This window comes from Streptomyces sp. NPDC033966 (assembly GCF_055575955.1).
In genome coordinates this window covers 42,426-59,776 of record NZ_JBVIRQ010000017.1, presented here as the reverse complement: position 1 = coordinate 59,776, position 17,351 = coordinate 42,426, and the positions used below count along the sequence as shown (strand labels likewise).

22 protein-coding genes are annotated in these 17,351 nt (G+C 73.0%); 4 read left to right on the top strand and 18 right to left on the bottom strand.

Going from position 1 to position 17,351, the window contains the following annotated elements; translation table 11 throughout:
* A complete protein-coding gene (locus ACZ518_RS33670) occupies window positions 1-408 on the bottom strand; it encodes a helix-turn-helix domain-containing protein (RefSeq protein WP_469116824.1) in 408 nt (135 codons plus the stop codon).
* Between the two features lie 142 nt (window positions 409-550).
* Between ACZ518_RS33670 and ACZ518_RS33665 the strand changes: the two genes are divergently transcribed.
* The gene (locus ACZ518_RS33665; protein ID WP_469116823.1) at window positions 551-1,213 is read left to right on the top strand and encodes a maleylpyruvate isomerase N-terminal domain-containing protein; all 663 of its coding nucleotides are present in this window, start codon (window positions 551-553) and stop codon (window positions 1,211-1,213) included.
* Between the two features lie 258 nt (window positions 1,214-1,471).
* Here the strand turns inward: ACZ518_RS33665 and ACZ518_RS33660 are convergent, their stop codons facing one another.
* Window positions 1,472-1,825 carry a winged helix-turn-helix transcriptional regulator gene (locus ACZ518_RS33660; RefSeq protein WP_007265492.1) on the bottom strand — a complete coding sequence of 118 codons (354 nt, stop codon included), beginning with the start codon at window positions 1,823-1,825 and terminating at the stop codon, window positions 1,472-1,474.
* Between the two features lie 68 nt (window positions 1,826-1,893).
* Here ACZ518_RS33660 and ACZ518_RS33655 point away from each other — a divergent pair, with 68 nt between their 5' ends.
* Entirely contained in the window at window positions 1,894-2,799 is a 906-nt protein-coding gene (locus ACZ518_RS33655; protein WP_469116822.1) for an NAD(P)-dependent oxidoreductase, read from the top strand.
* Between the two features lie 144 nt (window positions 2,800-2,943).
* Window positions 2,944-3,285, top strand: a complete 342-nt coding sequence (locus tag ACZ518_RS33650; RefSeq protein ID WP_469116821.1) for a DoxX family protein — start codon at window positions 2,944-2,946, stop codon at window positions 3,283-3,285.
* Between the two features lie 29 nt (window positions 3,286-3,314).
* Here the strand turns inward: ACZ518_RS33650 and ACZ518_RS33645 are convergent, their stop codons facing one another.
* The 4 genes from ACZ518_RS33645 to ACZ518_RS33630 all read right to left on the bottom strand — a co-directional run bounded on the left by ACZ518_RS33645 (window position 3,315) and on the right by ACZ518_RS33630 (window position 7,128).
* The gene (locus tag ACZ518_RS33645; RefSeq protein WP_469116820.1) at window positions 3,315-4,235 is read right to left on the bottom strand and encodes a sigma-70 family RNA polymerase sigma factor; all 921 of its coding nucleotides are present in this window, start codon (window positions 4,233-4,235) and stop codon (window positions 3,315-3,317) included.
* Between the two features lie 22 nt (window positions 4,236-4,257).
* The gene (locus tag ACZ518_RS33640; RefSeq protein ID WP_469116819.1) at window positions 4,258-5,043 is read right to left on the bottom strand and encodes a putative protein N(5)-glutamine methyltransferase; all 786 of its coding nucleotides are present in this window, start codon (window positions 5,041-5,043) and stop codon (window positions 4,258-4,260) included.
* Window positions 5,044-5,161: 118 nt separating this feature from the next.
* Entirely contained in the window at window positions 5,162-6,406 is a 1,245-nt protein-coding gene (locus ACZ518_RS33635; protein ID WP_469116818.1) for a GNAT family N-acetyltransferase, read from the bottom strand.
* 134 nt (window positions 6,407-6,540) lie between these two features.
* Window positions 6,541-7,128: an RsiG family protein gene (locus ACZ518_RS33630; protein ID WP_469116817.1), complete on the bottom strand. Its 588-nt coding sequence runs from the start codon at window positions 7,126-7,128 to the stop codon at window positions 6,541-6,543.
* 132 nt (window positions 7,129-7,260) lie between these two features.
* Here ACZ518_RS33630 and dtd point away from each other — a divergent pair, with 132 nt between their 5' ends.
* Entirely contained in the window at window positions 7,261-7,686 is a 426-nt protein-coding gene (dtd, locus tag ACZ518_RS33625; RefSeq protein WP_365172824.1) for a D-aminoacyl-tRNA deacylase, read from the top strand.
* A gap of 12 nt (window positions 7,687-7,698) precedes the next feature.
* Here the strand turns inward: dtd and ygfZ are convergent, their stop codons facing one another.
* The 12 genes from ygfZ to ACZ518_RS33565 form a co-directional block, all read right to left on the bottom strand.
* On the bottom strand, window positions 7,699-8,667 hold the full coding sequence (gene ygfZ, locus ACZ518_RS33620; protein WP_469116816.1) for a CAF17-like 4Fe-4S cluster assembly/insertion protein YgfZ: 969 nt from the start codon (window positions 8,665-8,667) through the stop codon (window positions 7,699-7,701).
* Window positions 8,668-8,687: 20 nt separating this feature from the next.
* Window positions 8,688-9,128 carry a Fur family transcriptional regulator gene (locus ACZ518_RS33615; protein WP_469116815.1) on the bottom strand — a complete coding sequence of 147 codons (441 nt, stop codon included), beginning with the start codon at window positions 9,126-9,128 and terminating at the stop codon, window positions 8,688-8,690.
* Between the two features lie 82 nt (window positions 9,129-9,210).
* Window positions 9,211-9,783, bottom strand: a complete 573-nt coding sequence (locus tag ACZ518_RS33610; protein ID WP_469116814.1) for a heme-binding beta-barrel domain-containing protein — start codon at window positions 9,781-9,783, stop codon at window positions 9,211-9,213.
* Window positions 9,784-10,094: 311 nt separating this feature from the next.
* The gene (locus ACZ518_RS33605) at window positions 10,095-11,015 is read right to left on the bottom strand and encodes a hypothetical protein (RefSeq protein WP_469116813.1); all 921 of its coding nucleotides are present in this window, start codon (window positions 11,013-11,015) and stop codon (window positions 10,095-10,097) included.
* A complete protein-coding gene (locus ACZ518_RS33600) occupies window positions 11,012-11,875 on the bottom strand; it encodes a hypothetical protein (RefSeq protein WP_469116812.1) in 864 nt (287 codons plus the stop codon). The genes ACZ518_RS33605 and ACZ518_RS33600 overlap by 4 nt, the downstream gene beginning before the upstream one ends.
* Window positions 11,872-12,675, bottom strand: coding sequence for a hypothetical protein (locus ACZ518_RS33595; protein ID WP_469116811.1), 804 nt, complete (start codon window positions 12,673-12,675; stop codon window positions 11,872-11,874). The genes ACZ518_RS33600 and ACZ518_RS33595 overlap by 4 nt, the downstream gene beginning before the upstream one ends.
* A 114-nt stretch (window positions 12,676-12,789) precedes the next feature.
* Window positions 12,790-13,125: a DUF3099 domain-containing protein gene (locus tag ACZ518_RS33590; RefSeq protein ID WP_469116906.1), complete on the bottom strand. Its 336-nt coding sequence runs from the start codon at window positions 13,123-13,125 to the stop codon at window positions 12,790-12,792.
* A gap of 71 nt (window positions 13,126-13,196) precedes the next feature.
* Window positions 13,197-13,487 (bottom strand): DUF1416 domain-containing protein, encoded by a 291-nt coding sequence (locus ACZ518_RS33585; protein ID WP_007265476.1) that lies wholly within the window; start codon window positions 13,485-13,487, stop codon window positions 13,197-13,199.
* A gap of 64 nt (window positions 13,488-13,551) precedes the next feature.
* On the bottom strand, window positions 13,552-14,397 hold the full coding sequence (locus ACZ518_RS33580; RefSeq protein WP_007265475.1) for a sulfurtransferase: 846 nt from the start codon (window positions 14,395-14,397) through the stop codon (window positions 13,552-13,554).
* 198 nt (window positions 14,398-14,595) lie between these two features.
* Entirely contained in the window at window positions 14,596-14,679 is an 84-nt protein-coding gene (locus tag ACZ518_RS33575; RefSeq protein WP_350206375.1) for a putative leader peptide, read from the bottom strand.
* Window positions 14,680-14,841: 162 nt separating this feature from the next.
* Complete coding sequence (locus tag ACZ518_RS33570) at window positions 14,842-15,549, bottom strand: LmeA family phospholipid-binding protein (RefSeq protein ID WP_469116810.1); 708 nt, start codon at window positions 15,547-15,549, stop codon at window positions 14,842-14,844.
* 92 nt (window positions 15,550-15,641) lie between these two features.
* Window positions 15,642-16,904, bottom strand: a complete 1,263-nt coding sequence (locus ACZ518_RS33565) for a hypothetical protein (RefSeq protein WP_469116905.1) — start codon at window positions 16,902-16,904, stop codon at window positions 15,642-15,644.
* Between the last annotated feature and the right edge of the window lie 447 nt (window positions 16,905-17,351).

Here is a 17,351-nt window from a genome sequence, read left to right as displayed (position 1 = left end):
TCAATTCGTAGGGGGCATCGCGGCGTCGTCGCCGGCGCTCTCGCCGGGGGCCTCCTCGGCCTCCAGCGCGTTCTCCTTGCGGAACGCGTCGTAGATCTGGAGCAGCACCTGCTTCTGCCGCTCGTTGATCGACGGGTCGGAGAGGATGACGGCCCGCGTCTCCACCTCGTCCCGGTCCCGCTCGTCGAGGATCCCGGCCTGCACGTACAGCGTCTCCGCGGAGATCCGCAGCGCCTTGGCCAGCTGCTGGAGGATGTCCGCGCTCGGCTTGCGCAGCCCGCGCTCGATCTGGCTCAGGTACGGATTCGACACCCCCGCGGCTTCGGCCAGCTGCCGCAGCGAGAGCTGGGCCTGCCGCCGCTGGTCGCGGAGGTATTCGCCGAGGTTTCCGACGTTGAGCGATGCCATGCCCCGATCCTGCCGCACCCTGCTAACTATTGCAAGCGCTTGCTAGCAATAGCTCCCACCCCGGGTCCCACCCCCGGGCCCCACCCCGGGTACCCCGCCGGCTTCCGCCCCAACCGGTCCCGGCCGGTGCTAGCTTGCGGGCGTGGACCTCTTCTCACTGTCGTGGGCGGCGCTGCGCGCGGTGGTCGCCGGGCTCTCCGACGAGGACTTCGGGCAGCCGTCCGGCTGCCGGGGGTGGCTCGTGCGGGACCTGGTGTGCCATCTGGTCATCGACGCCCAGGACGTGCTGATCACCCTCGCCACGCCCTCCGACGCGGAGCCCACCCGGGACGCCGCGGGCTACTGGGAGGTCGGCGGGGATCCCGCCGAGGAGGACCCGCTCGACGCACTGACCGTCCGGCTGGCCGCCGCGTACGGGGAGCCCTGGCTGCTCAAGTTCCACCTCGACGACGTCGGTTCCGCCGCCGGACGCGCCGGCGCCCTCGCGGACCCCTCGGCCCGGGTCGGCACCCGCGACCAGGTGCTCACCGCCGGCGACTACCTGTCCGCGTACGTCCTGGAGTGGACGCTGCACCACCTCGACCTGGTCGCGCACCTCCCGCACGCCGCGCGGCCGCCCGCCGAGACCCTCGCCGGGGCCCGGGCGCTGCTGGAGCGGATCGCGGGGGCGGCGTTCCCGGCCCGGTTCTCCGACGAGGACGCCCTGCTGGTCGGCACCGGCCGGCGCGCCCCCACCGCGGCCGAGGCGGCCGCGCTCGCGGCACCCGGAGAGCTGGGCGCGCGGGTACCGCTCCTCCTCGGCTAGGCCGTCTCTTTCGGATCTTGTCGGCCTTGCCCGCGGTGGCTGGTGCCGTGCATGGCAAGGCGGAGGGGCGCCCGTGTACTGGACGCACTCGGGCGCTCCGACAACGCGGCCAAGTGCGGTGCCAGGCGCCGCGGGCCCCGACAAGATCCGAAAGAGCCGGCCCAGGCCGGCGGCACCCCCGGAGTACCCACCTTTTTGTGGGTACTTGGCGGGCGGACTCCGCCCGGCGATGCTGGTTCAGCGGCCGGGAGGAAGGGTTCAGGAAGCCGCGCGGCGGGACTCCGCCATGCGGTCCAGCCGCTGGTGTCCCCAGTCGGACAGGGGCGCCACCGCCTCCGCGAGTGCCCGGCCGAAGCCGGTCAGGGAGTACTCGGTCTTCAACGGCAGTACGTCGTGCACCTCGCGGTGCACGATCTCGTCGGCCTCCATCTCGCGGAGCGCCTGAGTCAGCACCTTCTCGCTGAGGCCCGGCATCCGCCGCCGCAGCTCACCGGGACGCTGGGGGCCGTCCTCCAGCATCCAGAGCAGGGACGTCTTCCACTTCCCGTCGATCACCGCCATCGCGGCGGTGACCCCGCAGACGTTCGGATCCTGTGCGCGGCTTCGCGTCATCTTCCCCGTCCCTCTCCTGCCGGTTCTTTTCTCGCATCACCCATGTTTCCACGGGAGTTGAATTCCTCATGCCTACGTCCACCCAGCAGCCCACCGTCACCGTGCTCGGCCTCGGCCCGATGGGCCGGGCCCTGGCGGGCGCCTTCCTCGACGCCGGGCTGCGCACCACCGTCTGGAACCGCACCCCCGGCCGCGGCCAGGACCTCGTCACACGGGGCGCCGTCGCCGCGGCGTCGGCGCAGGAGGCGGTCGCCGCCAGCGCGCTGACCGTGGTCTGCGTGGTCAACTACGACGCCGCCGACGCGATCCTGCGGCCCGAAGCCGTCACCGCCGCCCTCAAGGGCCGCACCCTGGTCAACCTGACCGCCGACACCCCCGACCGGGCCCGCGAAACCGGCGCCTGGGCCGCCGGCCACGGCATCCGCTACCTCGACGGCGCGATCATGACCCCGACCCCCACCATCGGCACCCCGGACGCGGTGTTCATCCACAGCGGCCCCGAGGACCTCTACCGCGAGCACCGGCCGGTGCTGGACGTCCTCGGCGGCACCCACACCCACCTCGGGGAGGACATCGGCCGGGCGGCCGCGTACGACATCGCCCTGCTGGACATCTTCTGGACCTCGATGGCCGGCTACGCCCACGCCCTGGCGGTGGCGAAGGCCGAGGGCGTCAGCGCCGGGGAACTGACCCCGTTCGCCAAGGGGATCGCGGTCATCCTGCCGCCGCTCTTCGAGGAGTTCGCCGCCGACGTGGACAGCGGCAGCTACTCCGGCCGGCTCAACCCGCTGACCTCGGGAGCCTCGTCCATGGCCCACATCATCCACGCCTCCGAGGCGCACGGCATCGACGCGTCCCTGATGCGCGCGACCGAGGGCCTGGCGCAGCGGGCGATCGCCCACGGCCACGGCGGCGACGGCTTCATCCGCATCGCCGAACTCCTCGGCAGGACGGCCGTGCCCGCGCGGGCCTGACGCCCCCGCACGGCTCCCGCACGGCCTCCGCACCACCCGCACAGCCCGCCGGGAAAAGAAAATCCCGGCGGGCTGTCACATCCGCGCGCGGCGGCGGGTCAAAGGGATGTCGCAGCAAGCGAGACCGCCCCGAAGGAGCCCCCGATGTCCACCACCGCCACCGTCTTCACCGTCATCGCCGCCGTCCTCGCCGTCTACTCCGCGGTCTCGCTCTACAGCCGCTCGAAGTACACCGTCGAGCCCCTCGTCCAGTACGGCGTCCCCCAGAGCTGGTGGAACTGGCTCGCCACCGCCAAGCTCGCCGGCGGCATCGGCCTCCTCGCCGGGTTCCTCGTCCCCGCCATCGGGATCGCCGCCGGCATCGGCCTGGTGCTGTACTTCGCCGGCGCCGTCATCACCACCCTGCGGGCCCGGGACTACGCCCACGTCGTCTTCCCGGTGATCTACTCCGCGCCGATGGCCGTCGCCCTCGCCCTGACCGTCTGAGGCCGGGGCGGGGCGGCGGCCCCGTCGCCTCAGCCCTCCAGGGCCGACAGGTCCAGCTCCTTGAGCCGGGCCAGGTCCGACAGCACGTCGATCGCCACGATCTTCCCGCCGACGACCGTGAAGGCCATCACGGCCACCGCGTTCGCCTTCGGTACGACGACCACCCCGGCCGCGCCGTTGATGAGCGCGGGCCGCACGAACGGCGTGAGCGCGCGGTAGCTCGCGGCCTGGCTCGCCACCTCCCGCGCACCGGTGAAGACCACCGTCCGCCGGCCGCCCGCACCCCCGTCGGAACGCAGCACCACGTCCGGGTCGAGCACCGCGACCAGCGCCTCGAACTCCCCGTCCCGCGCGGCGGCGAAGAACGCGTCCACCGCCTCCCGCTGACGGGCGAGGTCCGCGTCCGGCGCCGGGGCCTGCCCCTGCACCTTGCGGCGTGCGCGACTGGCGAGCTGCCGGGTCGCCGCGGCGGACTTCTCGATCAGCGGCGCGATCTCGTCGAACGGCACCGCGAACATGTCGTGCAGGACGAACGCCAGCCGCTCCGCCGGAGCCAGCGACTCCATCACCACCATCAGCGCCAGCCCCACCGAGTCGGCGAGCAGCACCTCCTGCTCGGGGTCGATCCGCCGCACGGGGCTGATCAGCGGGTCCGGGACCCGCGTCTCCAGCCGCTCGACCGGGTCCTCGCGCCGCGCCTCGCGCGAGCGCAGCAGGTTGAGGCATATCCGCGAGACCACCGTCGTCAGCCAGCCCCCGAGGTTCTCGACCTCGCTCACGTCGGTGCGGTCCAGCCGCAGCCAGGTCTCCTGGACGGCGTCGTCGGCCTCGCTGAGCGAGCCGAGCATCCGGTAGGAGACCGCCCTCAGATGGCTGCGGTGCTCCTCGAACAGCTCCGTCAGCGCAGACCCGCCGGCCTCGCCCACGGCCTCGGCCTCGTTCACGTCCACGTACGCCCCTCCCCTTGGTTCCTCAGGCAGCCGGAGCCGGCGCCCGTCCGATGACCACCGTCGCGTACAGCTCCTCCGAGCTGACCGCCCGCACCACGAGACCGCCCCCGGTCAGCGCGGACGCCGTCAGCGGCGCCTGCCTGGCACTGGTCTCGATCAGCAGGTGCCCGCCCGGCGCGAGCCACTCCAGCGCCTCCGCCGCGACCCGGCGGTGCACGTCCAGGCCGTCCGAGCCCCCGTCGAGGGAGACCAGCGGCTCGTGGTCGCGGGCCTCGGGCGGCATCAGCCCGATCTCCCCCGTCGGCACGTACGGGGCGTTGACCACCAGCACGTCCACCCGCCCCCGCAGCTCCGCCGGGAGCGCCGCGTACAGGTCGCCCTCCCACACCGCGCCGCCGTACGGGGCCACGTTGCGCCGCGCGTACGCCAGCGCCGCCGGGTCGATGTCGGCCGCGTGCAGCTCGACCCCGCCCGGGACCTGGGCCGCCACCGCCGCGCCGAGCGCGCCGACGCCGCAGCACAGGTCCAGCACCACGCCGCCGGGGCGGGCCAGCTCCACCGCCTCCTGGACCAGGAACTCCGTGCGCCTGCGCGGTACGAACGCCCCCGCGCCCACCTCCACGCGCAGTCCGCAGAACTCCGCCCAGCCGACGACGTGCTCCAGCGGTTCGCCGTCCACCCGGCGGGCGACCATGCCCGCGAGATGTCCGTCGTCGGTGGCGGCCGCGACCAGCAGGTCGGCCTCCTCCTCCGCGAAGACGCAGCCGGCGGCGCGCAGCCGTTCCACAATCGATGTCACGTAGCTCAATCCTCTTGGTTCTGCACAGCACCGGCATCCGGGGATGCCGGTGGCGACGATAGGCCCCCGACGGCGCCCGGACCCGGCCGGACGGCCGGGTCCGTCATGTCCCCCGCCCGTCCGGGCCTCAGAAGACGTCCGGGCACCACGGCCGGCGCGCGGTACGGAACACCGCGTCGGCCAGCGCGACGGCCCCCGGCTCCAGCTCGGCGACCCGGCCCAGCGCGGCCAGCCGCTCCGCCGACGCGTCGCCCAGGTACAGGGACCCCAGCGCGGACACGTCGAGCCGCACACCGGCCGGCTCCTCGGTACGCGTGCACGTCCCGGCGCCCGCGTCGAGCCGGTAGCGGCCGCCCGCCGGACCGGTGGGGTCGTCGACCTCCAGCACGAGCACCCCGGGCACCCCGTACGTCCGCGCGCCCAGCGCCCGTACGACGTCCAGGACGCGCACCCACAGGAAGTCGGCGGCCGACACCGGCCGGGCCGCCCGCGCGTCGGGCAGCAGCTCCGGCAGCAGGTCGTCGGGGGCGCGGTTGCCGGTGCGGACCTTCAGCACCCAGTCGATGGAACACAGGAAGTGCCACAGTGCCCGCTCGGCCTGCGGGGTGGCCGCGAGGAAGTCGACGACCTGGACGGTGGTCAGCGGGGTCTTCGCGTCCGTCCAGTGGTCGTCGGCCTGGTAGACGGCCAGCCCCGCCACCTCGCCGGCCGCGTCCCGGTACACGGCCTGCATCTTCTCCTTGTAGGGGCGGTGCGACATCTGCTCCAGGCCCGTCTTCAGGCTCCACCAGCGCGCGTTCCGGTCGACCATGCCGTGCCGGGAGGCCCGCAGCCGCTCGTGCAGGGCGGGCCCCACGCGCCGTACCTCGGCGATGTCGACGAGGTCGATCCGGCCGCCGTCGACCGGCGCCGGGCGGCTGCGGTCCAGGCCGGTGCGGGCGACGTCGACCTCCCACTCGGCGTGGACGGTCGCGGCGCCGTAGCCGTAGCGCCCGTAGATCGGGTACTCGGCGGCGACCAGGGTCGACAGGACGTCACCGCGCGCGTGGGCGGCGGCCAGTTCGGCCTCCATCATGCGCGTCAGCAGGCCCTGGCGGCGGTGGGTGGGCAGCACGGCGACGTTGGAAATCGCGCTGCTGCCGACGGCGGCGCCGCCGGGGACGGTCAGTTGCTGTGCGAAGGAGCGGAAGGTGGCGACGCACCGGCCGGTCTGCTTGTCGAAGGCCCCCTGCAGGCGCGCGAGGTCGTCGTTCGCGGCGCGCTGGGCGACATCGGATTCCGTCGGGGTGCCCGGGGTCAGGAAGCCCGTGTTCAGCGTGGCCAGCCAGGCGGGGAGTTCGGATGCGGCGATCGGCCGCACGTCAGCGCTCATGACCGGCCACGCTAACCGCCGCGCCCGGCACCGGTCGCCCCAATTTCGCCGCGGCCGGACCGCCGCCGGACCGCCGCCGACCCGCCGCCGGACCGTGCCCGGACGGCCCGCCCGGACCGCGCCCGCGCCCGCGCCTACGCCAGCAGGTCGTCCACCTGCGCCTCGCCCTCGCGGTAGCGACGCGTGATCTCCGCGCTGGAGTCGTCGGCCATCCGCTGGAGCTGCTGCCGGCGCCGCGAGACCTGCTGCTCGTAACGGACCAGCCGGCCCATCGCGTCGTGCAGCTCCCCGTCGGTGCGCGCCTCCAGGTCGGACAGCTCCACGTCGGACAGCATCTCCGCCGCCAGCAGCCGGAACTCCTCGTTGTGCGGGGTGCCGAGGGTGACGTGCCGGGCGGAGGCGCTGCGGGTCGACGGGGCGTCGGCGAGGATCTCCGAGAGCCGGTCCACCACCGGCGCCTCGGGGTCCGTACGGCGGGCCAGCTCGGCGCGCAGGATGTCGATGCGGCCCTGCAGGAGTCTGCGTACGTAACTCAGGTCGGCCTCGTCGCGCTGCGCGTCGCGCCGCATCGCGCGCAGCTCGGGCAGGCCGATGGCGGTGGCGGGGGTGGTCGGCCCCAGCGGCTCGCCGGTGCGCTGCGCGGGGGGCCACCCCGTGGTGCCCGCCGGGGTGTCCGGAGCGGGTGACGCGGGTGCAGGTGCGGAGGTACCAGAAGTGTTCATGACGTTGTATCCGTCCCCTCGACCGGTGCTGGGGGCACCGCCTGCGTGCATGGTGCCACTCTCCGTGGTGCGTACGCAGTCCCAGTCCACCCGATCGGCCCCGGACGGGTGCAAGCCTGGTACACAGGTGGTATGCGAGCAGTGGTGCAGAGGGTGGACGGCGCGAGCGTCGTGGTCGGCGGCGAGACGGTCGGCGAGATCGTCGGCGAGGGACTGTGCGTGCTGGTGGGGGTGACCCACGACGACACCCCGGAGAAGGCGGCGCTGCTGGCGCGCAAGCTGTGGTCCGTACGGATCCTGGAGGCGGAGAAGTCCTGCAGCGACGTGGACGCGCCGCTGCTGGTGATCTCCCAGTTCACGCTGTACGGGGACGCCCGCAAGGGCCGTCGCCCCACGTGGAACGCCGCCGCGCCCGGGCCGGTGGCCGAGCCGCTGGTCGACGAGGTCGTGGCGCAGCTTCGGGCGCTGGGCGCGACGGTGGCGACGGGCCGGTTCGGCGCGGACATGCGGGTCTCGCTGACGAACCACGGCCCGTTCACCATCGTCATCGACATCTGAGCCGCGGGGCTCCTACGGCGCTACGACGACCTCCTGCGCGGCAGCCGTGTTCCCGGCCAGCAGCGGGGCGTCGACCGGGACGTTCCGCTTGACCAGGGCCAGTGCGATCGGGCCGAGCTCGTGGTGGCGCACGGCGGTGGTGACGAAGCCGAGCTGGCGGCCGTCCTGCCCGTCCGCGGCCAGGCGTACGGGCGTCCCGTGCGCCGGGAGCAGCACCTCGGAGCCGTCCAGGTGCAGGAAGACCAGGCGGCGCGGGGGCTTCCCCAGGTTGTGGACGCGGGCCACCGTCTCCTGGCCCCGGTAGCAGCCCTTCTGGAGGTGGACGGCGGTGCCGATCCAGCCCAGCTCGTGCGGGATGGTGCGGTGGTCGGTCTCCGCGCCGACGCGCGGGCGGTGGGCCTCGACGCGCAGGGCCTCGTAGGCGAGGAGCCCGGCGGCGGGGCCGTGGGCGGCGGCGAAGGCCTCCAGCTGCGGGCGGGGCAGGAAGACGTCCCGGCCGTGCGCGGTCTCGCGTACGACGTGCTCCTTGCCGACCTCGGCGATGGAGCCGGCCGGGAGGTGGACGACGGCGAAGTCGTCCGTGCGGTCGGCGACTTCGACCCGGTAGAAGAACTTCATCGACTCCAGGTAGCCGAGGAGGGCCTCCTGGGTGCCGGGTTCGACGTGCGCCCAGACCGTCTCGCCGTCGTCGACGAGGTAGAGGGCGTGCTCGATGTGCCCGTTCGCGGAGAGGATCAGCGCCTCGGTGGCCTGTCCGGCGGGGAGGTCGCTGACGTGCTGGGTGAGCAGCAGGTGCAGCCAGGTCAGCCGGTCCGCTCCGGTGACGGTGACGACCCCGCGGTGGGAGAGGTCGACGAAGCCGCGGCCGTCGGCGAGGGCGCGCTGTTCGCCGTAGAGCTCTCCGTAGTGGGCGGCGACGCCCTCGTCACGGCCTTCGGCCGCTACGGCGCCGGGGAGATGGAGCAAGGGGCTGCTGGTCATGCCACCAGCCTACGACCCCGCTACGCGGAGCCCTCCTGGCGCTTGGCCGCCGCACACTTCTTGCAGAGCCCGAAGATCGCGAAGTGCTTCATGTCGGTCTCGAACCCGAAGGTGGCGCGCAGCTTCGCCGTGAACTCGTCGGCGATGTCCACGTCGGCCTCGATGACGCCGGTGCATTCCCGGCAGACGAGGTGGATGTGGTGGTGCCGGTCGGCGAGGTGGTAGGTGGGGGCTCCGTGCCCGAGGTGGGCGTGGGAGACCAGGCCGAGCTCCTCCAGGAGCTCCAGGGTCCGGTAGACGGTGGAGATGTTCACCCCGGAGGCCGTCTTGCGGACCTCCACGAGGATCTCGTCGGGGCTGGCGTGCTCCAGGGCGTCGACCGCTTCGAGCACGAGCTGGCGCTGCGGTGTCAGCCGGTAGCCGCGCTGCCGCAGATCGCTCTTCCAGTCGGTGGTCACCACCCGGCCAGTGTAAGCGCGGGAAGGGGGCCGCGGTCAGCCCGCGGCCCCCTTTCCGATTCCTGCCCGTGCCCCGCGGCCCGGCTCAGCGGAAGAAGGCGATGCCGTCTTCGGGGAGCTCGGGGAGGTTGCGCGCCATGTCGGCGATCTCCTCCGGGGTGACGACCTTCTTGAGCTGGGCCGACATGTACGGGCGCAGCTCGACGTCGGGGGTGGCCTTCTCGCCGACCCACATGAGGTCGCTCTTCACGTAGCCGTAGAGGCGCTTGCCGCCGCTGTACGGGCCGGACGCGGCCGTACGCGCGACCGCGTCGGTGACCAGGTCGATCTGGGGCTTCTGGTCGGCGAGCTCGCCGTACCAGACCTCCACGACGCCCTGGTCGCGGACCATGACGATCTCGACCTTGCGGTCCTTGTCGATGCGCCAGTAGCCCGACTCGGACTCCAGGGGGCGCACCTTCTCGCCCTCGGCGTCGAGCACCCAGGTGTGGGAGGTGTACTGGAGGAAGTCCCGGCCGTCGTGGCTGAAGACGACTTCCTGGCCGAAGTTGCACTTCTCCTCGCCGGGGAAGTCGAACACGCCGGCGCCTTCCCAGGTGCCGAGGAGGAAGGCGAGGGGGACGAGGCCCGGGTTCAGGTCGGACGGGATCTGGATCATGGTTGGCTGCTCAGGCGATCTGTGGGGAGGGGGTCCGGGGCGGTCGGCTGGGCGGATGCCTAGCGCTGACCCTGGTACAGCTTCTTGACGGCCAGACCGGTGAAGGCGAGGACGCCGACGCAGACCAGGACCAGCAGGGAGGTGAAGACTGCCTCAAGCACGGGGTGCTCCTCGGAGGATTCGGTGCGGGTGGACGGGGCCGGTCCCCAAGCCTACTGGGCCGGGGCCCGGCACACGGTGTGAGGTAGGCCGAAGCGGCTCCCGCCGCCGGGCCGTGTCTTCTGGATCAGGCCGGGCCCGGGAGACACGGCCTAGCCGAGCAGCTGCTGCTGCAGGATCACCGCCTGGTGGAGCGGTACGGCCCCGGCGGCGCCCTTGCGGGTCTGGAGGATCACGGCCTGGATGTCGCCCGACTGGACGCACCCGGCCCTGATCTGCTCGTCGCCGAAGGGGACGGCTTCCTGGAGGACGGTGACCCCGGTGGGGTCCGGGGCCGACTGGGCGACCCGGGCCCTGCCCCAGGCGTCATCCGTCTCGATGCGGTTGACACCGTTCAGGTTCATGTCGGGACCACAGCCCTCGAAGGTGTCCGCGAAGCCCGAGGCGTGGAAACGCAGCAGGTAGATCCGGGTGCGGGTGCCGTCGGGGGTGGTCCAGCCACGGCCGGTGATCTGACGCAGGCCGTTGTCGGTGAACCCCTGCTTCATCTTCACGCGCGCGGAGTCCTCGTACTCCTCCAGGAAGGTGTCCACGCTCACCACCGAGTCCTTCTCCAGCTTCAGACCGGTGTCCGGGGTGGAACCGAGCGGGGCGGGCAGGAGGAGCTGGGTGAGGGCGGCGTAGTGGATGCCGTCCTCGTTGTCCGTGGCGAAGGGCAGGGCCGCGCCGGCCGGCAGGGTGGGCTTGACCAGGGCCGGGTACGTCCAGCGGCCGTCACCCTTCGTGGACAGGCCGGGGACGTCGGTCCTCTCGGACTGGACGATCCCGAACGCGGCCCCCGTGCCGGCGGCGCCGAAGGCGAGGACGGCGGCGGTCCAGCGCAGCAGCGCGCGCAGCTTGCGGCGGTCCTTGGGCGCGGCGGCGGCCCCGGGCGCTCCGGGGACCGCCGGGCCCTCGGGGACCGCCGGGCCCTCGGGGACCGCCGGGCCCTCGGGGCCCTTCAGGTCCGGGTCCGCCGGGGCGGTGGCCGACTGCACCGGGGCAGGGCCGGCGGTGGTGTTCTGCTCGGTCACGCGGACTCCCCGGGGGACTTCAGGCGGGACAGCTGGTTCTTGAGGAAGTTGGCGGCCTCGAGCTTCGAGAAGCCGTCCTTCTTGGGCCCGTACGCGCGGAGGCTGACCAGCACGTCGCCCTGTACGGCCACGCAGTAGAGGGAATCGATCTTCGGCTCCTTCTCCTCGCCCACGGCCAGCAGGGAGCACTTGGCGTCCGGGTAGCCGTCCACCTTCGGCACGTCGCGGTCGTCGCCGGTGAGCTCGAGCAGCTTCTTGCTGACCTCCGAGAAGGCCCCCACGGCCCGCGAATCGGCCTGCATGATCCGGATCTCCACGACCATGCTGCCGCTGGTGGCCGCGTAGGTCCGGCCGGCCAGGCCCTTGAGCTTGAGATCGGCCAGCATGTCGTCGCGCTTCTTGCGCTGCGAGCCGGACAGCCCCTTGCGGGCCTCCTTGAAGCCCTCGACGGCCTTCTCGCCCGAGACGAAGAAGTCGTTCCCGTCACCGGCGAGGTCGGGCCCGAGCACGTACTCGGGGGGAAGCGGGAGCAGCTTCCCGGAGAGGGCGTTCGGGGGCACCGGCGCGGCGTTCCCGGTCTCGGGCAGCTTCGCGCCCGCCTCGGCCCAGTAGGCCGTCGGCGCGGTCCGGTCGGCCCCCGCGAGGACCGAGGACGCCCAAATCCCACCGCCCACGAGCAGGGCGGCGGCCACCGCACCGGCGGCCAGGGCGGTCCTCTTGCGGCGGGCCCCCTCGGGCACGGGACCGGCCGCCGCGGGGGCCTCGGGATCCGGAGCCCCCGGGCTCGCCACCCCGGCCTGCGGCTCGGCCGTCGCCTCGGACTCCGCCGGGCCCGTCGGGTCGGTCTGCGGCTCGGTCACAGTCGCTCCAGCTGTCGCTTGGCCAGGTCGAGGACGTCGCTCTCGGCGATCGCGCGGCCGCGCTTGTCGAAGTAGTAGATGTCCAGGACGACGTCACCCCGGCGGACCAGGGCGCGCCCCTGCCGCACCGGGAGGTATCCGGGCTCCTCGTGCGCCTTCGAGGCGACCCAGACGTGTCCGAGATCCGCCGGGACTCCGGGGACGGCCACGCCGTCGTTGCCCGCGTACTTCTCCTCCGGCATGTACGAGGCCTGCGACACCTGGTACCCGTCCGCGCCGGCGAAGTCGCGGAACTGCACGAGCCGGACCTCCACCAGGACGTCGCCCTGGGTCCAGACCCGGGTGGCGAGGCGCCGGAAGCCGTCCTTCACGTAGTCGCGCAGGGCGTAGTCCGACTTTTCGAAGGTCGTCGAGAAGGAGTCGAGGGTGTCGTACCCCTCGGCCTCGACCTTCGCGCCCGCCGGTGCCTCGATCAGGAGCTTCGCGAGGTCGTCGTCCGTCTTGTGCCAGCGGTTGGCGTTGATCGACTTGGCCGTCGTCGCGTCGTCCGGCGCCAGCGCCTTCGGCGCGTCGAGCTTCTGCTGCGCCAGCGGCGGGAGGGCCGTGGGCGGGCGGTGGTACTGGACGGCGTAGCCGGTGGCGGTGCCGACGACCGCACCCAGGACGAGGCCGGCGGCGATCAGCAGCGTCGTACGGCCGCGGCGGCGCGGGGCGGCACTGGTCGGAACCGAAGCATCCGGAATTGCCGATTTATTCGGCGGAATTTCCGGAGTGCCCGATTCCTGGGTTTCGTTTTCCAAGATGGTCCCCCCACAGGACTGGAGCCGCGGGGTCGTTCACCCGCACACATCCAAGACACCCTGGGACGGGGAGTCGTTGTACGCATCTTTATTACGCTTTTATATAGGCGACTTTCAGTCTTCCGGACGCCGCCGCTTTCCGTCCAGCTCGTCCCACCACTCGTCCGATTTCGGATCGCCCGAGGGGTCGTCCCACCAGCGGTCGTCCGGCCCCCGGCGGTTCGCCACCATCGCGGCGACCGGCGGAATCACCATGGCGACCACGCACAGCGCGACCGCCGCCTCGACCGAGAAGAGCCGCACGAAGGACCAGGCGGAGACGAAGAGGAACAGGCATCCGCCCATCAGCAGGAAATACGCCCGCCGGCGTCGCGCGTACATGTTTCCAGCGTAGGGCGGGCCCCTGCGAACACAAGGGCGGACGGCACGAAGGGCCGCACCCCGTTCCAGTGGCGTCCAACCCCCGGGGGTGCGGCCCTTCGGCCGGTTCAGCTGTCGGTCCGCCGCGGCGGACCTCGGTGTCAGACCGCGATGGCGACGTCCGTCACGCCGCCGGCCTCGGCGACGACGACGGCGCGGTCGGCCTGGGCACCCGGGACGAGCGCCCGCAGCGTCCAGGAGCCGGTGGCCGCGTAGAAGCGGAACTGACCCGTCGCGGAGGTGGGGACCTCGGCGGTGAACTCGCCGGTCGAGTCCAGCAGGCGGACGTAGCCGCTGATGGGCTCGCCGTCCTTGGTCACCTGGCCCTGGATCGCGGTCTCACCGGGCTTCAGCGTCGCGAGGTCGGGCCCGCCGATCTGTGCTCCACACATGTTCTCTGTCCTGTCCTAGAGAGGTTCTGCTGCTACGGGGCGGGCGTCGCGTGCCCGGCCGGGACTACTTGTTGGGGCCGAGCTCGATCGGCACGCCGACCAGCGAGCCGTACTCGGTCCAGGAGCCGTCGTAGTTCTTGACGTTCTCCTGGCCCAGGAGCTCGTGCAGCACGAACCACGTGAGCGCGGAGCGCTCGCCGATGCGGCAGTAGGCGATGGTGTCCTTCGCCAGGTCCACCTGCTCGGCCTCGTAGAGGGCGGTCAGCTCCTCGTCGGACTTGAAGGTGCCGTCGTCGTTGGCGTTCTTCGACCACGGGATGTTGCGGGCGCTCGGCACGTGGCCGGGGCGCTGCGACTGCTCCTGCGGGAGGTGGGCCGGGGCGAGCAGCTTGCCCGAGAACTCGTCGGGCGAACGCACGTCGACCAGGTTCAGGGAGCCGATCGCGGCCACGACGTCGTCGCGGAAGGCGCGGATCGAGGTGTCCTGGGCCTTGGCCTTGTACTCGGTGGCCGGGCGGTTCGGGACGTCCTTGCCGTCGACCAGGTCGCGGGAGTCGAGCTCCCACTTCTTGCGGCCGCCGTCGAGGAGCTTCACGTCCTGGTGGCCGTAGAGCTTGAAGTACCAGTAGGCGTAGGACGCGAACCAGTTGTTGTTGCCGCCGTAGAGGACGACGGTGTCGTCGTTGGAGATTCCCTTGGCGGAGAGGAGCTTCTCGAAGCCCTCCTGGTCCACGAAGTCGCGGCGGACCGGGTCCTGGAGGTCCTGCTTCCAGTCGATCCGGACGGCGTTGGTGATGTGGTTCTTGTCGTACGCGGACGTGTCCTCGTCCACCTCGACGATGACGACGTTGGCGTCGTTCAGGTGGGCTTCGACCCAGTCGGCGTCTACGAGGACGTCGCTGCGGCTCATGGTGTTCTCCTCCGGGGCAGTTGCGGCGGGGCTGTGCTGGGGCTGCTGCGAAGCGGGCTGTGCTGGTGCGTGCCGTTCCGGGTGCGGCTCTCGGGCCCTGCGCGGGGAGGCGTCAGGGGGGAGGAGGCTGGTGCGCGGCGGTGCGGTCACGCGGATGAAGGGCCGTCGGTCCGGCCGGCGGAGCGGAAGGCTCACACCTCACATGGAGCGACAGAGCATGGCGGCGACGCGACACAGGTCTACTGCCCGCCGCTTCGTGAGGTCCGCCTGCTGATGCTTCATAGCCATGGATCGTAGGGACGAACCGGCCGCCCTGTCACCGGCGTGTCATATGTCGAGACAGGATCGTCCGCATTTCGGGATGAGAAAGCCCCGGACGGCCTGCGCGAGGCCTTCCGGGGCTGGTCGTGCGGCCCGTCCTTCTGCGGATCGGACCGCTCCGTCTCACGATCCGGCCAGGGACACGTCCGAACCGCTCAGGGCGAGGTGCACACCGGACTCGTCCGAGGTCAGCGAGGAGAGCTTGAGCCCGGCCGGCAGGCCGTCGTCGATGCGCCGGTCGAAGTCGGTCCGCTTGCGCACCGCGCTCTCGATCCCGGGGATGCCCTCGCCCGGCACGGAGTCCGCCCGCACCCGGACGACCTTGGAGCCGCCCGACTCGACGAGGGCGACGGTGGACACCACGCTGCGGGTCATGGTCTTGCCGAGGAAGTCCAGGGTCGCGGTGACCTTCACCTTGTTCGGCGCCCCGCCGTAGGTCAGGACCACGCCGTTCTGGGAGGCCTTGGTGAGGTCCTCGTACGAGATCAGCGCGCTGCCCTCGGCCCGCTTGGCCGTACCGCCGTCGTAGCCCTCGTTCAGCTTCACCTCGTGGAACGAGGCCTTGAGCTCCGAGAGGCGCGTCTTGCGGCCGTCGGCGGTGACGTCGACGCCCCCGAGCTTCAGGTCGACCTGATCCAGGTCACGGCTGAGCGCCTGGGTCAGGAAGGGGAAGCCGTGGATCTCCACCTCGGCGCTGCCCGCGAGGCCCTGACGGGACTGGACCTGGTCGGCCAGCCGGTTCTCGGCGTAGCCGACCGCCCAGCGGTCGACGCCCACGAACAGGCCGCCCAGCACCACGCCGATGATCACCACGACACGTATGAAACGCACGTGCCCCTCCCCCAACTAGTCGGTACGTACGTTCTAGTGGACCATGGTCGGCCGTGAGGGCGGTGTCAGCGGCGCGGCTGCCGGACGGGACGTCAGCCCACCACCCGGCCCATCAGGTAGACGGCGGGGGCCGCGGCGGCCAGCGGCAGCGCGACACCGGCCGTCATGTGGACGAACTTCGACGGGTAGTCGTACGCGGCCACGCGCAGCCCGATCAGGGCGCACACCCCGGCCGCGAGGCCCACCAGGGCCCCGCCCGCGCCCAGCCCGGTCAGCCCGCCGACCGCGATGCCCGCACCGGCCGCGGCGGCCAGCGAGACGCCGACGGAGACCGGGGTGGGCAGCGGCAGGGCCCGCGCGAACACGGCGACCGCGACGGCGGCGGCACCGGTGGTCACCGGCTCCCCGTCCGCGGCGAGGAAGCCCGTGCAGACGATGGCCAGCGCGGCGGAGGCCACCGAGGCCATCAGCCCGTACATCCGCTCGTCGGGGTCCGCGTGGCTGCGCAGCTGGAGCACCAGCGTCAGCAGCACCCAGGCCCCGAGCGTGCCGATGATCGCGCCGGGGGCGTACGTACCGTCCAGCGCGAGCACCGCGCCGTCGGCGACGAGGGCTCCGGCGAAGGCCAGGACGATGCCCTGGCGGGCCGGCCACATGCCGTTGAGGCGGAACCATCCGGCCGCGGTGAGCCCCTGGAGGGCGATCAGCGGGACGAGCAGCGCCCACTGGCCGATCGCGGCGGCACCGGCCATCAGCACGCCGAGGGCGGCGGTGAGTATCGCCGACTGCGGACCGGGGTCGATGATCGGCGACCGGCCCTCGGCGCGGGCCTGGGCGGGGTCGACGGCACGCAGGGTGTTGCCGCCGAGGGTCGGCGGCGAGTACTCCGCGGACGGACCGGGCACGGCCGCCTGCGGCTGCGGCTGCCGCGGCTCCGACGGGACCGGGGGGAGGTACGCCGTCTGCGCGGCGGCGGAGGCGTCCGCGGCCCAGGCCTCGGGCGCGGGGGCATGCGGCTGCACGGGCGGCAGGTACGCGGTCTGCTCGGCGGCGGACCCCGCGGGCTCCCGCACGGGCGGCAGGTACGCCGTCTGCTCGGCCGCCCCCGCGGACTCCCGCACCGGCGGCAGGTACGCGGTCTGCTCGGCGGCGGAAGCGGCCGCGGGACCGGCGCCCTGCGGCTCGTCGCGGAACCAGCCGTCCGGCGCGGCGCCCTGCGGCTGCACGGGCGGCAGGTACGCCGTCTGCTCGGCCGCCCCCGCGGGCTCCCGCACGGGCGGCAGGTACGCCGTCTGCTCGGCGGCGGAAGCGGCCGCGGAGGGCGCACCGCCCCCGGTGGCGTCCGGCCACGGCACGGCCGGAGCCTGCGGCTGCTGGTGCTGGAAGTGCTGCTGCGGCTGCTGCGGCTGCGCCTGGGCCGGCTCCTCGCGGAACCAGCCGTCGGGCACGGCGGGCTGCTGCGGCTGCTGCTGCTGCGCCGGTACGGGCGGCAGGTACGCCGTCTGCGCGGCCGCGTCGGCGGACCAGCCGCCCTGCGCGGGGGCCTGCGGCTGCTCGTCGCGGAACCAGCCCTCGGGCGCCGCGGGCTGCTGCTGGGCCGGCACCGGCGGCAGGTACGCCGTCTCGGCGGCGGCCGCGGACGGCGCACCGCCCCCGGTGGCGTCCGGCCACGGCACGCCGCCGCCACCGGTCTGCCCCCACTGCCCCTGCGGAGCCGGCGCCGGGGCGGCCGGCTGGCCGGGCACCGAGCCCAGCGGCGGCTGCACCGGCTGGTACCCGGTCTCCCAGGTGTCGGCGTGCCA